The 13491-nt window shown below is 74.9% G+C and carries 11 protein-coding genes; 10 read left to right on the top strand and 1 reads right to left on the bottom strand.

The window, feature by feature from the left end; translation table 11 throughout:
* Positions 1-50: 50 nt before the first annotated feature.
* The 8 genes from ACYVHQ_RS11775 to ACYVHQ_RS11740 all read left to right on the top strand — a co-directional run bounded on the left by ACYVHQ_RS11775 (position 51) and on the right by ACYVHQ_RS11740 (position 9009).
* On the top strand, positions 51-776 hold the full coding sequence (locus tag ACYVHQ_RS11775) for an L-ribulose-5-phosphate 4-epimerase (RefSeq protein WP_460513261.1): 726 nt from the start codon (positions 51-53) through the stop codon (positions 774-776).
* Entirely contained in the window at positions 773-2305 is a 1533-nt protein-coding gene (gene araA, locus ACYVHQ_RS11770; protein WP_460513259.1) for an L-arabinose isomerase, read from the top strand. Before ACYVHQ_RS11775 ends, araA begins: the two co-directional genes overlap by 4 nt.
* A 369-nt stretch (positions 2306-2674) precedes the next feature.
* Positions 2675-3415: an SGNH/GDSL hydrolase family protein gene (locus tag ACYVHQ_RS11765; RefSeq protein WP_460513257.1), complete on the top strand. Its 741-nt coding sequence runs from the start codon at positions 2675-2677 to the stop codon at positions 3413-3415.
* A gap of 119 nt (positions 3416-3534) precedes the next feature.
* Complete coding sequence (locus ACYVHQ_RS11760) at positions 3535-4656, top strand: 2-keto-3-deoxygluconate permease (RefSeq protein ID WP_460513255.1); 1122 nt, start codon at positions 3535-3537, stop codon at positions 4654-4656.
* A complete protein-coding gene (locus ACYVHQ_RS11755) occupies positions 4653-5963 on the top strand; it encodes a four-carbon acid sugar kinase family protein (protein WP_460513253.1) in 1311 nt (436 codons plus the stop codon). The genes ACYVHQ_RS11760 and ACYVHQ_RS11755 overlap by 4 nt, the downstream gene beginning before the upstream one ends.
* Entirely contained in the window at positions 5960-7000 is a 1041-nt protein-coding gene (pdxA, locus tag ACYVHQ_RS11750) for a 4-hydroxythreonine-4-phosphate dehydrogenase PdxA (RefSeq protein WP_460513251.1), read from the top strand. The genes ACYVHQ_RS11755 and pdxA overlap by 4 nt, the downstream gene beginning before the upstream one ends.
* Positions 7001-7026: 26 nt before the next feature.
* Positions 7027-7926, top strand: coding sequence for a GntR family transcriptional regulator (locus ACYVHQ_RS11745; RefSeq protein WP_460513249.1), 900 nt, complete (start codon positions 7027-7029; stop codon positions 7924-7926).
* A gap of 75 nt (positions 7927-8001) precedes the next feature.
* On the top strand, positions 8002-9009 hold the full coding sequence (locus ACYVHQ_RS11740; protein ID WP_460513247.1) for an LLM class flavin-dependent oxidoreductase: 1008 nt from the start codon (positions 8002-8004) through the stop codon (positions 9007-9009).
* Positions 9010-9058: 49 nt separating this feature from the next.
* Here the strand turns inward: ACYVHQ_RS11740 and ACYVHQ_RS11735 are convergent, their stop codons facing one another.
* The gene (locus ACYVHQ_RS11735) at positions 9059-10327 is read right to left on the bottom strand and encodes a hypothetical protein (protein WP_460513245.1); all 1269 of its coding nucleotides are present in this window, start codon (positions 10325-10327) and stop codon (positions 9059-9061) included.
* A gap of 66 nt (positions 10328-10393) precedes the next feature.
* Between ACYVHQ_RS11735 and ACYVHQ_RS11730 the strand changes: the two genes are divergently transcribed.
* Together ACYVHQ_RS11730 and ACYVHQ_RS11725 are read left to right on the top strand one after the other, a co-directional pair.
* Entirely contained in the window at positions 10394-11227 is an 834-nt protein-coding gene (locus tag ACYVHQ_RS11730) for a hypothetical protein (protein ID WP_460513243.1), read from the top strand.
* Positions 11228-11298: 71 nt separating this feature from the next.
* Positions 11299-13488 (top strand): alpha-galactosidase, encoded by a 2190-nt coding sequence (locus tag ACYVHQ_RS11725; protein WP_460513241.1) that lies wholly within the window; start codon positions 11299-11301, stop codon positions 13486-13488.
* Positions 13489-13491 lie beyond the last annotated feature (3 nt).

Raw genomic sequence — 13491 nt, 5'->3', positions numbered from 1 at the left:
CCGGACCCCCGCCCGGCGCGTGCTCCACCCTCGACGACAAGGACGTCCTCATGGTCGACCAGACCCCTCCGAGCTTCGACGCGGCCACCCAGGCCGCGATCGACGCGACGCGCGAGCAGGTGGCGGGCCTGCACGCCGAGCTCACCAAGTACGGGCTCGTGATCTGGACGGGCGGCAACGTCTCGGGCCGCGTGCCCGGTGCCGACCTGTTCGTCATCAAGCCGAGCGGCGTCGACTACGACGACCTCGCGCCCGAGAACCAGATCCTCTGCACGCTCGACGGCGAGGTCGTGCCCGGCACGCCCGGCTCCGAGCGCAGCCCGTCGAGCGACACGGCCGCGCACGCCTACGTGTACCGCGAGATGCCCGAGGTCGGCGGCGTCGTGCACACGCACTCGACCTACGCGACGGCCTGGGCCGCGCGCGGCGAGGCCGTGCCCTGCGTCATCACCGCGATGTCGGACGAGTTCGGCGGCGAGATCCCCGTCGGCCCGTTCGCGATCATCGGCGACGACTCGATCGGCCGCGGCATCGTGCAGACCCTGCGCGGCCACCGCAGCCGGGCCGTGCTCATGCAGAACCACGGCCCCTTCACCATCGGCAAGGACGCCCGCGACGCGGTCAAGGCCGCCGTCATGGCGGAGGACGTCGCCCGCACGGTGCACATCAGCCGCCAGCTGGGCGAGCCGATCCCCATCCCGCAGGAGAGCATCGACGCCCTCTTCGACAGGTACCAGAACGTCTACGGCCAGAAGCCTTCAGGAGCACTCTCATGACCACCACCGCACCGCTCGACCCCACGGCGTTCCTCGCCGCCAAGCAGGTCTGGTTCCTCACCGGCAGCCAGGGCCTCTACGGCGAGGAGACCCTCCGTCAGGTCGCCGACCAGTCCCGTGCGATCGCCGACCAGCTCTCGGCCGCCGAGGGCGTGCCCGTCGAGCTCGTCTGGAAGCCCGTGCTCACCGACGCCGAGGCGATCAAGCGCACCATGCTCGAGGCGAACCTCGACGACGCCGTCATCGGCGTGACGGCCTGGATGCACACCTTCAGCCCCGCCAAGATGTGGATCTCGGGCCTGGACGCCCTGCAGAAGCCGCTGCTGCACCTGCACACGCAGGCGAACGTCGAGCTGCCCTGGGGCGAGATCGACTTCGACTTCATGAACCTCAACCAGGCCGCGCACGGCGACCGCGAGTTCGGCTACATCCAGACCCGGCTGGGCGTGCCGCGCAAGACGGTCGTCGGCCACGTCAGCGACCCGCGCGTGCAGGGCGAGATCGGCACCTGGATGCGCGCCGCGGCCGGTGCCGCCGCGGTCCGTTCCCTCAAGCTCGCCCGCTTCGGCGACAACATGCGCTTCGTCGCCGTCACCGAGGGCGACAAGACCGAGGCCGAGCTGGCCTTCGGCGTGCAGGTCAACACCTGGGGCGTCAACGAGCTCGCCGCCCGCGTCGAGGCGGTCGCCGAGTCCGACGTCGACGCGCTCGTCGCGGTCTACGAGGAGCAGTACGACGTCGTCCCCGAGCTGCGGAAGGGCGCCGAGCGGCACCAGTCGCTGCGGGACGGCGCCGCCATCGAGCTGGGCCTCCGCTCCTTCCTCGAGGAGGGCGGCTTCGGCGCGTTCACGACGAACTTCGAGGACCTCGGCTCGCTGCAGCAGCTGCCCGGCCTCGCCGTGCAGCGCCTCATGGCCGAGGGCTACGGCTTCGGTGCCGAGGGCGACTGGAAGACGGCCGTCCTCGTGCGCGCCGCGGCCGTCATGGGCGCGGGCCTGCCCGGCGGCGCCTCGCTCATGGAGGACTACACGTACCACCTCGTGCCCGGCGAGGAGAAGATCCTCGGCGCCCACATGCTCGAGGTGAGCCCGTCGCTGACGACGACGCGCGCGTCGCTCGAGGTGCACCCGCTCGGCATCGGCGGCAAGGACGACCCGGTCCGCCTGGTCTTCACCGCCGACCCCGGTCCCGCGGTCGTCGTCGCGCTGAGCGACGTGCGCGACCGGTTCCGCCTCACGGCGAACGTCGTCGACGTGGTCGCGCCCGACGCCGACCTGCCGAACCTGCCCGTCGGCCGTGCCGTCTGGGAGCCCCGCCCCTCGTTCGCCGTGTCGGCCGAGGCCTGGCTCACCGCCGGTGCCGCGCACCACACGGTGATGTCGAACGCGGTCGGCCTCGAGGCCTTCGAGGACCTCGCGCGGATCCTCGGGACCGAGCTGCTCGTCATCGACGAGTCGACGACGATCCGCGACTTCCGGCACGAGGTGCTCTGGAACCAGGCCTACCACCGCCTGGCGCGGGGCCTGTAGGCGTGACCGCGCCTCCTGCGGGTCAGGAGGCGTGGACCACGACGAGGGGGCGGCGACCGGTGGGGTCGTCGCCCCCTCCGGCGTCGCGGGTGGTCGCCGGGTGGGGTCCCCGCACGGCCTCGACACGGACCGGTCGGGGCGGTACGGTCGGGACGTCAGCCCGGACCCCGCTGGTGGCAGTCGCACACTCGTCGCGCGCCTCCGGTCCCTCGACTGGTCAGCAGGCTCGCGTCGACGACGCTCGAGCCGCCAGGCCGTCCTGACGAGGGCGGGCGGCCGGTCCCTGAACCGTCGGTCGTCCGTCCTGGACCTGCGCCGGTGCGCCTCCCCTGGTGCCCGGACCCGACGCGACGACGAGGACCCCAGCCCATGGTCACGATCCCCCTGCTCGGAGCACGCCCGCTCCGGGTCACCGCCACCGCCGTCCACCTCGCGGAGCTGTTCTTCCGCCGGGCCGACGTCTCCGGCGACATCTACCCCGACGACGCGGCGAAGGGGGTGGTCCCCGGGCCGGAGGCGGACCGCGTCGTGGTGATGGGGGAGCGGGGCGAGATCTCCCTCGGCGTGGTGACGAACGAGCTGAGCATGGCGGGGTTCCTCGCGCGCGAGCAGCACGAGGCCACCGGTCGCGGCGTGGAGTGGTCGATCGCGATGCTGCAGCGGGACTCGGTCGCCGACGCCCGCGCGGCCGCGGCCCGGCGCGCCGTGGACCTCGCCCGCACGGACCTCGTCGTGCTCATGGTGGGCATCTCGGACGCGCTCCGCCTCGTCCCCGGCGCACGGTGGGAGCGCCACGTGCGGGAGGCCGTCGAGGCCCTGTTCGACCAGCTGCCGTGCGACGCCCGCGTCGCGATCGCCGAGATCCCGCCGCTCGACAACGCCGGCAGCCTCAGCCGTGCCGCCCGCGTGGCCGCCGGCCAGCGGGCGGCGGCGTTGAACCGCCGCACCCGCGCCGTCGCGGCCGACCACCCCCGCCTCGTCGTCGTGCCGTTCCCGAGGGAGCTCACGGAGCGGCTGTGGGTCCCCCAGTCGGAGGAGCTCCGGTACACGCGCACCTACGCCGTCTGGAGCAGGGAGATCGTGGCGACGCTGGTCGGCGCTCGCACCTGAGCCCCCGCGGGGTCGTCGTCTTGACGCCGACCGGGCGCGGGCTTAGTGTCGGTACACCTTGTACGTACTCTGGCGAGTGCGTCGGGCACCGCCGCCCCACCCACCAGAGGAGTTCCGCCATGGCCGTCGGACCACAGATCAGAAGCCGCGTCCCGTTGTTCGACGGGATGAACAAGGTCCCCGGCGGGCTGATGCTCGTCCCGTTGATCCTGGGCTCGGTGGTCGGCACGTTCGCCCCCGGGTTCCTCGACCTCGGCAACTTCACGACCGCGCTCTTCCGCGACAGCGCCCTGCCCCTCATCGGCGTGCTCATCTTCGCGACGGGCATGCAGATCACCCTCCGCACCTCGGGCCCGGTGCTGGCGACGAGCGGCGTGCTGCTGCTCACGAAGTCGGTGATCCCGGCGACGATCGTCGTCCTCGTCGGCACCGTCGTGGGCATCGAGGGGATCCTCGGGGTCTCGATCCTCGCCCTGCTGGTGAGCATGGACAACAGCAACGGCGGCATCTGGCTCGCGTTCACGGGCCGCTACGGCCGTGAGCGCGACCGGGGTGCGTACATCGCCTCCGCGGTCAACGACGGGCCCTTCTTCTCGCTGCTGTTCCTCGGCGCCGCGGGTCTCGCCGACATCCCCTACACGCTGCTGCTCGCCGCCGTGGTCCCCCTGCTGCTCGGCATCGTCGTCGGCAACCTCGACCCCCGCTGGACCGAGGTCATGCGCCCCGTGCCCGACATCGTGATCCCGTTCTTCGCGTTCGCCCTCGGCACGGGCATCGACCTGGGCAACGTCGTGACCGGCGGCCTCTCGGGCATCGTCGTCGGGGTCGTGGCCGTGCTCCTCACGGGCACCACCACCTACCTCGGCTACCGGTTCCTGCTCCGTCGGGGCAAGGAGTCCGGGCTGGGCATCGCCTCGGCCACGACGGCGGGCAACGCCATCGCCACCCCCGCCATCGTGGGCGCGGCCGACCCGAGCTTCGCGCCCTACGTCGAGGTGGCGACCGCACAGGTCGCCTCCGCCGTGCTCGTCTCGGCGGTCCTCGCGCCGATGCTCGCCGCGTGGGTGCTCGGGCGCCAGGGCGGCGACCGCAGCCGCGAGATCGCCGCCGAGGCGGCGGCCGAGGCCTCCGCGCCGACCGCGGTGACGACCGCCGACCGCGTGCCGGACGGCACGAGCGCGGACGCCCTCCCCGACGTCCCGCCGGAGCCCCGTCGCCCGGCCGACGGCGGCGCGGCGTGACGGCCGCCGGCATCGTCGCCGACGACCTCACCGGGGCGGCCGACTCGGCCGTGCAGTTCACCCGCGCCGGGTGGACCGCCCGGCTCGCGCTCGGGGGCGACGCCCCGGCGACCGTCGACGACGGCTCCGTCGTCGCGATCGTCACCGACTCGCGCGCGCTCGACCCCGGGGCGGCGCACGCCGTCACCGCTGCGTCCGTCCGCGACCTCGCGGCGGCGGGCGCCGGTCGCGTCTTCGTGAAGGTCGACTCGACGATGCGCGGGTCGGTCGCCGACCAGGTCCGTGGCGCGCTCGAGGCGTGGCGGGAGCAGCACCCCGCAGCCGTCGCCGTCGTGAGCCCCGCGTACCCCTCCCTGGGGCGCACCGTCGTGGGCGGTCGGCTCCTGGTCGACGGGGTCGGCGTCGACGAGACCGCCGTGGGTCGCGACCCCGTGACCCCCGTGGTCACGGCCGAGATGGCCGACCTGCTGCCCGGCAGCACCAGGGTGGCGGTCGCCCTCGACGGCGAGGGGGACGGCGACGGCGACGAGGCCGCCGCCGCGCTCGCGCGGCGCCTGGTCGCGGCAGCTGCCTCCGGTGCCGACGTCGTCACCGTCGACGCCTCGACCGACGACGAGCTCGGCGTCGTGGCCGGAGCCGTGCTCCTCCTCGGGCCCCGTGCCGTGCCCGTCGGGTCGGCGGGGCTCGCCGTGCCCGTGTCGCAGGCCTGGGCAGCCCCGCGGGAGGCCGCGCCGTCCCGCGGGATCCGCCGACCCGGGCACGTCGTCGTCGTGCTCAGCAGCTTGCACGACGCGTCGCGCTCCCAGGCCGACCACCTCGTGGCGGCGACGACGGGTGCCCGGGTCGTGGCCCCCACGCTCGGCGAGGTGCTCGCGGGCGACCTCGGGCCGGCGCTCGCCCGTGCGCGGGCCGTGGAGGACGGCGACGTGACGGTCGTCCTCGCGCCAGCCCGGGGCGACGACGCCGGCCCCGAGGGCGAGGCGGGCGGCACCGTCGCCGAGCGCGTCGCCGACGCCCTCGCCACCCTCACCGAGCGCGTCGTCGCGGACCACGAGGACGTCGCCCTCGTGCTCGTCGGGGGAGAGGGCGCGCGCGCCGTCCTCCGCCGGGTCGGCGCCGACGCCGTCCTCGTGCGCGGCGCCCTGCGCGAGGGCGTGCCCTGGGGCACGCTCGAGGGCGGCCGCCTGCACGGCACGCCCGTCGTCACGAAGGCAGGAGGCTTCGGCCCGGCCACGACGCTCGCCGACGCCGTCACCGACCTCCTCGACCACCACCACCGTCCCGCACCGCAAGGAGAACCCTCATGACCCTCCCCGTACTCGCCCTCACCCTCGGAGACGTGGCCGGCATCGGACCCGAGATCACCGCCAAGACGCTGCTGCACCACGACGACCTCCGGCAGCGCGCCGTGCCCGTCGTCATCGGCGACGAGGCCGCGATGCGGCGGGGCGTCGTGGCCGTCGGGGGAGACCCGGACCTCGTCCGCGTCATCGGGTCGGTGGCCGACGGGACGAACGAGCCGGGCACCGTGGAGCTGCTGCAGACGGGCCCCTCGCTGGCCGACGTGCCCGTGGGCGTGCTGAGCCCCGAGGCGGGCGACGGCGCCTACCGGTTCGTCGTCGAGGCGTGCCGGCTGGCCCGGGAGGGCGAGGTCGACGGCATCGTCACGGCCCCCCTCAACAAGGCGGCCATGCACGCGGGCGGGCACCGCTGGCCCGGCCACACCGAGCTGCTCGCGCACGAGTTCGGGGTCGAGAACTTCTCGCTCGTGCTCTCCGCCGGAGACCTCTCGTTCTTCCACCTCACGACCCACGTGTCGATGCGCCAGGCGATCGAGGGCATCACGCCCGAGCGCACCGGCCAGGTGCTCGACCTCGCCGGCGCCTTCGCGGCGTCGCTCGGCACGCCCGACGAGCTCATCGGCCTCGCCGGCCTCAACCCGCACGCGGGCGAGAACCGGCTCTTCGGCGACGAGGACGCCGACGTCCTGGCGCCCGCCGTCGAGGCGGCCAGGGCCCGCGGCCTCAACGTCGTCGGCCCCGTTCCCGGCGACGCGCTGATCCCCGCCGCCGTGCGCGGCAAGTACAAGATCATCGTCGTCTGCTACCACGACCAGGGGCACGCCCCCTTCAAGGCCGTCTACGGCGACGACGGCGTGAACATCACCGTCGGCCTGCCCGTCGTCCGCGTCTCGGTCGACCACGGCACGGCGTTCGACATCGCGGGCCAGGGCATCGCGCGCGAGGCGAGCCTTGTACTCTCGGTGGAGCGCGCCGCCGCCCTCGCCCCCGGCTGGGAGCACGTGTGGAAGACGGCACAGCAGCAGGACGGCGCCGCCTCCTGACCTGTCCGACGACCGAGGGGACGACCGTGTCGACCTGGCTCACCGAGCTCGACGCCGACGCGGTCGCCCCCTCGAACCGCGGCCCCCTGCACGCCCAGCTGAGCGCGCTGCTGCGGTCCCGCATCGCCGACGGCTCGCTGCCGGCGGGGGCGGACCTCCCCACCGAGGCCGAGCTCCAGGACCACTTCGGCGTCTCGCGGTCGGTCGTCCGCCAGGCGCTCTCGTCGCTGTCGTCCGACGGCCTCGTGCGCCGCGGGCGCGGTCGCGGCAGCGTGGTGGCCCCCCGCGGCGAGCACCACCGCCTCGTGCAGCGGCTCTCGGGCCTCTCGACGCAGGTCCCGGCGGTGACGACGAGCGTCCTGGCCCTCGGGCCGGAGCGCGACGAGACGGCCGAGGCGCAGCTGGGCGTGGCCGAGGTGACCGGCCTGCGACGCCTGCGCCGGGCCGAGGGCGCGCCGATCGCCCTCATCCACACCTGGCTGCCACGCGGCGTCGGCGACGACCTCGACCGCGACGAGCTGACCGACACCTCGCTGCACGCCGTGCTGCGCACGAAGTACGGGATCGCCCTCGCGACGGGACGACGCCAGGTGCGCGCCGTCAGCGCGTCGGCCGCGCTCGCCGACGTGCTCGACGTCCCCGTGGGGGCGCCCCTCCTCCTGCTCGAGGGCACCACCCTCGACCGGCAGGGCGTGCCCGTCGAGTCCTTCCGCACCTGGCACCGTGCCGACCGCTTCGTCTTCGACGTCGACGTCGTCACCGGCGAGGAGCCGACGGAGCCGGCTCCGGCTCCCGCTCCGGCGACGTCTCCGGGCCACGGCGACGGCCCCGACGCGGGGCCCGCGCGCCCGGGCCCCGACGACCTCGCCCGCCGCGCCCACGAGCTGGCCCGCGACCTCGACGAGCTGGCCCGCCGCGCCTCCTGAGCGGGCTCCGGCACGCCCCCTCGCCGGTCCTGCCCGACCGGGAACACCGACCGTGCCCCGTGCGTTGGACCCACCATGAGCATCCCCCTCTCGATCCTCGACCTCGCCCCCATCGCCCCCGGAGAGACGGCCCGTGACAGCTTCGCGGCCTCCGTCGCGCTGGCGCAGCAGGCGGAGGCGAGCGGGTACCGGCGGGTCTGGTACGCCGAGCACCACAACATGGCGTCCATCGCGTCGAGCGCGACGGCGGTGCTCATCGCCCACGTGGCGGCGCACACGGAGACGATCCGCCTCGGCTCCGGGGGAGTCATGCTGCCGAACCACTCGCCGCTCGTCATCGCGGAGCAGTTCGGCACCCTCGCGACGCTCCACCCCGACCGCATCGACCTCGGCCTGGGCCGCGCCCCCGGCAGCGACCAGGCGACGTTCCGCGCGCTGCGCCGCGACCCCGCGTCGAGCGAGCGGTTCCCGCAGGACGTCCTCGAGCTGCAGGCGTTCCTCGCGGGCGAGTCGCGCGTGCCCGGCGTGCAGGCCGTCCCCGGCGCCGGCACCCGCGTGCCCCTGTACATCCTGGGCTCGTCGCTGTTCGGCGCCCAGCTCGCCGCCGCCCTCGGGCTGCCCTACGCGTTCGCGTCGCACTTCTCGCCCGACGCCCTGCACGACGCCGTCGCGGTCTACCGCCGGGACTTCCAGCCCTCGGCCGAGCTCGCCGAGCCCTACGTGCTCGCGGGCGTCAACGCGATCGTCGCCGACGACGCGGACGAGGCCGCACGCGAGTTCGCCGCCGTCAAGCGCCAGCGCCTGCTCATGCTGCTGCGCCAGAGCGGCCAGGTCACGCCGGGTCGCGAGTTCGCCGACGACGAGCTCGACCACCTGCTGCGCACCCCGGCGGGCGCCCACGTCGCGAGCATGACGACCTTCACGGCCGTCGGCACCCCCGACGACGCCCGCGCCTACATGGAGCAGTTCGCCCGTAGCGCCGACGCCGACGAGCTCATCGTCGCCCACTCCTCGTCGACGACCTCGGCGCGGCTGCGCAGCGTGGCCCTGCTGGCCGACGCGATGGCGGCCGTTCCCGCCTGACGCGGGTCGGGCCTCCTGCGCGGGGTGCGCCCCGTGGCCCGGGGCGCGCTCACGGGGCGGTGAAGATCCAGAGGAACGTCACGGCCACCGGTTGCAGGGCCACCCCCGCGACCAGGAGGCTGCGGCGGGCCCAGGCGCGGTCCGTGATCGTCGGTGAGCCGAGCAGCGGCGTGACCGGCAGCAGGATCCGGAACAGGCTCTGCTGCGGCAGGAACACCGCCGCGACGTAGAGGGCGTAGCTCACGCCGAAGCCGACCACCTCGTGGCCGAGCCGGAGCGTGCCGGGCCGGCTGGCGCCGAGGGCGAACGCGCCCCAGAGCACGAGCACGATGACGATGCCGCCGAGCCCCAGCCAGCGCCCCGCGATGAGGAACCACGGCGTGAGGGGCACGAAGTCGGGCCTGCCGACGTAGTCCGTCCACCAGGCCATCTCGGTCTGCAGGTAGCCGTCGGGCACGCCCGTGACCAGGTGCACGACGACGGGCCAGGCGAGGCCCGCCCCGGCCGTGACGAGGCCCGCGAGCACGATCGCGGCGAGCTCGCGCCGCGGCAGGCTCCCGCGCAGGGGGCCCGTGGCGACCGTCACGCGACCCGGCCCGGCACCCAGCGGCGCCTCGTCGCGCCAGCGCACCACGAGGTGGACGGCCAGGGCGAGCGCGAGCGCGAGCGCCCCGGGCCGGGTGAAGGCCGCGGCGAGCCCGCAGAGCAGCACGAGGTCGTAGCGGCGCTGCTGGATCGCGAGGACGCCGCCGAAGAGGAGCGCGAGCGACAGGCCCTCGGCGTAGCCGACGCTGAAGATGAACGACAGCGGACCGAAGCAGAAGAACAGCGTCGCCCAGAGCGCCGCCTGGTGGCCGACGCGGGTCGCCACGATCCGGTACAGCAGGATCGCCGCGACCGCGCCGAAGCCCGTCGCGAGCAGGAGGGACGCCACGGCGAAGTCCATGCCGGTCGCGACCATGAGCAGGTGCGCGAGCACCGGGAAGGCCGGCAGGAACGCCCACTCGTTCGGCGCGACGTCGCCCGTGCCATCGCGGGGCAGCTCGGTCGGGTAGCCGTGCAGGGCGATGGTGCGGTACCGGTCGGCGTCCCACGCCCCCGTGAAGTGCAGGAAGCTCTGCCCGCTGCCCGGCGTGATGAAGGTGGCGTCGGCGAGCAGGGCGACCTCGTAGACGACGAGGAGGACCACCGTCGAGAACGCCCGCGACACGAGGTAGATCGCGAGGATCGAGCGCCACGAGCCCGAGATGCGGGCCGCGAGCTTCGACGGGCGGGCGACGCGGACCGGGGTCCGCTCCGGGACGTGCGTGCGGCTCACGCGCTCGTCCCCTGGTCCGTCACCGCACCGACGCTACCGCCTGCCCGCCGAGTAGGCTCGCGCACCATGACCCTCCCGCCCGACGCCTCGCCCGTGCCGCCCGCCCCGACGCCGTCGCGGCGCGCTCCGGGCGGGCTCCCGGTGTGGTCCTGGGTCGCCCTGGCGGTCGCGCTCGTCGTGGGCGTCGTCGGGTCGGCCGTCCTCGGCGCGGGCCTGGGCGTGGCCGCGGGCCGGGAGGTGCGCTCGGTGCCCGAGGGGTGGCTGCCGGGCGGACCGGACGGCCGCGACGGCCCCGGTGGCACGCGCGACGAGCCGAGCCGGGCGCTGCCCGCGACGCCGACGCCGACGGCGCCGTCCGGGCCCGCGGGGGCCGACGTCGTGTCGCTCGACGAGCACGTCGACCTCGGTGGCGGCCAGCCCGCGATCTGGGCCGTCCCGCTGCCCGAGGGCTGGACGACCGAGGTCCTCGACCAGGGCGGGGTCAACAGCTTCGCCGACCCCTCGACCCGCTGCAGCTTCACCTCGTCGCAGAACCAGCAGCCGGCCGCCGACACCGCGGCCACGAGCGACCGCGCCGACACCGAGGCGACCCAGGCCCTCATCGAGCAGGGGTTCACGTCGTCGACCGACGGGGCGACCGTGCGCCCGCTCGAGTCCGTGGTCGTCCGTGCGGGCACGACCTCCGGCGACGCGCGGGGCGTCGAGATGCTCACCTCGCGCTTCGACTACCCGCTGCCCTCCACGGGCGAGGCGTGGACGAACCGGCTGGCCGTCCGGGCCGTGCCCGAGATGAGCGCGATGGTGTACCTCGTCGTCAACTGCCCGACGACCGTCGCCGATTCGGACGACGACCCGTGGGCCGGGCTCGTCGAGCGCGTGCAGCTGCTGCCCGGCGCCTGACGCGGCCGGGGCCCTCCCGCGGCGGCCGCCGGGCAGCACCTAGGGTGGTCGCGACACGAAAGGGGCCGCCGATGACGACGACCACGTCCGCACCGACCACGCCCGCGATCGACCCGGTCACGGCCGTGCACCTCACGGCGGGCGGGGTCTCGCTGCTGCTCGACCTCACCGACGGCAGGCTGCCGTCGGTCGTCCACTGGGGCGCGGCCCTCGGCGCGGTCACGGGTCAGGAGGCCCGGGCGCTGACCGACGCGGCCGTCCCGCCCGTCGTCGCCAACGAGGTCGACGTGCCCGTGCGCCTGGCCCTGCTGCCGGAGCACCACACGGGCTGGGTCGGTCGGCCGGGGCTCTCCGGCAGCAGGCAGGGCCGCGACTGGTCCCCGCTGTTCACCGTCGTCGACGTCGCCCTCGACGCCGTCGACGGCTCCGCCCGTGACGGCGGGCTAGCCACCGTCGGGGCCGGCACGCTCACCGTCGACGCGCGCGACGAGGTCGCCGCGCTGTCGCTCCGGATCGAGGTCGAGCTCGGCGGCAGCGGCCTCCTGCGCCTGCGCGCCACGGTGACGAACGACGCCGACGAGCCCTACGACCTCGGCGAGCTCAGCCTCGCTCTGCCCGTGCCCGCCCGGGCCCACGAGATCCTCGACCTCGCGGGCCGTTGGGGCCTCGAGCGCACCCCGCAGCGCCGCCCGCTCGTGGTGGGCCAGCACCTGCGCGAGGGGCGCAAGGGGCGCACCGGCTCCGACGCGGCCACGGTGCTCAGCGTCGGCGTGCCGGGCTTCGGCTTCGCGCGCGGCGAGGTCTGGGGGCTGCACGTCGGCTTCTCGGGCGACCACCGGTCGTGGGCCGAGCGCACCTCGGCCGGCCTGCAGGTCGTCGGCGGGGGAGAGCTGCTGCTGCCCGGCGAGGTGCGTCTCGCGCGCGACGAGGCCTACCAGGGTCCGTGGCTGTACGCCTCCTACGGCGACGGGCTCGACGAGCAGGCGCAGCGCTTCCACCGCTGGCTGCGCGCGCGGCCGCAGCACCCGCGCTCGCCGCGACCGGTCACCATCAACGTGTGGGAGGCCGTCTACTTCGACCACGACCTCGACCGGCTGAAGGACCTCGCCGACCGCGCCGCCGCGCTCGGCGTCGAGCGGTACGTGCTCGACGACGGCTGGTTCCAGGGCCGCCGCGACGACACGGCGGGGCTCGGCGACTGGGTCGTCGACGCCGACGTCTGGCCCGACGGCCTCGGCCCGATCGTCGACCACGTGACCGGCCTCGGCATGGAGTTCGGCCTCTGGTTCGAGCCCGAGATGGTCAACGAGGACAGCGACCTCGCCCGGGCGCACCCCGAGTGGATCCTGCAGACGGGCGGCCGGCTGCCCGTGCGGTCGCGCAACCAGCAGGTGCTCGACCTGGGGCGCCCCGAGGCGTACGAGCACGTGCTCGGCCAGATGACGGCCGTGCTCGAGGCCTACGACATCGCCTACGTCAAGTGGGACCACAACCGCGACCTCGTCGACGCGGGCACGGTCGGCGGCGTGCCGGGGGTGCACCGGCAGACGCTCGCGACGTACCGCCTGATGGACGAGCTCAAGCGCCGGTTCCCCGGGCTCGAGATCGAGTCGTGCTCGTCAGGAGGCGCCCGCGTCGACCTCGGCGTGCTCGAGCGCACCGACCGCGTCTGGGTGTCGGACTGCATCGACCCGCTCGACCGTCAGCAGATGATGCGCTGGACCGAGCAGCTGCTGCCGCCCGAGCTGCTCGGGGCGCACGTCGCCTCCGGCCGCAACCACACCACGGGTCGCATGCACGACCTGGCCTTCCGGGCGGGCACCGCCGTGTTCGGCCACCTCGGCATCGAGTGGGACCTCCGGCTCGCCACCGACGACGAGTCCGACCAGCTGCGGCAGTGGATCGAGCTCCACCGGCGGCACCGCGAGCTGCTGCACTCCGGCGACGTCGTGCGCGTCGACGAGCACGACCCTTCGATGCTCGTGCACGGGGTCGTCGCCGAGGACCGCTCCGAGGCGCTGTTCGCCCTGGCGACCGTCGGCCGCAGCGAGATCGCCCCGCTCGGGCGCTTCACGCTCCGCGGCCTCGACCCCGAGCGGCGCTACGTCGTCGAGCCCGTCGCCATCGGCGGCGTCGCGGACGAGGGCCGGCCGCACTGGTACGGCGGCACGTTCAGCGGGCGCGCGCTCATGGTGGCGGGGCTGCAGACGCCCGCCACGCGTCCCGAGCAGGTCGTGCTGCTGGAGGTCCGCGGCGCCTGAGGC

The organism is Frigoribacterium salinisoli (genome assembly GCF_054781095.1).
This window is presented reverse-complemented; position numbering and strand designations above follow the sequence as displayed.

What these genes read in the sequence shown, in the direction of transcription:
- ACYVHQ_RS11775 (WP_460513261.1), top strand. Translation starts at nt 51, where the DNA reads ATGGTCGACCAGACCCCTCCGAGCTTCGACGCGGCCACCCAGGCCGCG.
- araA (WP_460513259.1), top strand. Translation starts at nt 773, where the DNA reads ATGACCACCACCGCACCGCTCGACCCCACGGCGTTCCTCGCCGCCAAG.
- ACYVHQ_RS11765 (WP_460513257.1), top strand. Translation starts at nt 2,675, where the DNA reads ATGGTCACGATCCCCCTGCTCGGAGCACGCCCGCTCCGGGTCACCGCC.
- ACYVHQ_RS11760 (WP_460513255.1), top strand. Translation starts at nt 3,535, where the DNA reads ATGGCCGTCGGACCACAGATCAGAAGCCGCGTCCCGTTGTTCGACGGG.
- pdxA (WP_460513251.1), top strand. Translation starts at nt 5,960, where the DNA reads ATGACCCTCCCCGTACTCGCCCTCACCCTCGGAGACGTGGCCGGCATC.
- ACYVHQ_RS11740 (WP_460513247.1), top strand. Translation starts at nt 8,002, where the DNA reads ATGAGCATCCCCCTCTCGATCCTCGACCTCGCCCCCATCGCCCCCGGA.
- ACYVHQ_RS11730 (WP_460513243.1), top strand. Translation starts at nt 10,394, where the DNA reads ATGACCCTCCCGCCCGACGCCTCGCCCGTGCCGCCCGCCCCGACGCCG.
- ACYVHQ_RS11725 (WP_460513241.1), top strand. Translation starts at nt 11,299, where the DNA reads ATGACGACGACCACGTCCGCACCGACCACGCCCGCGATCGACCCGGTC.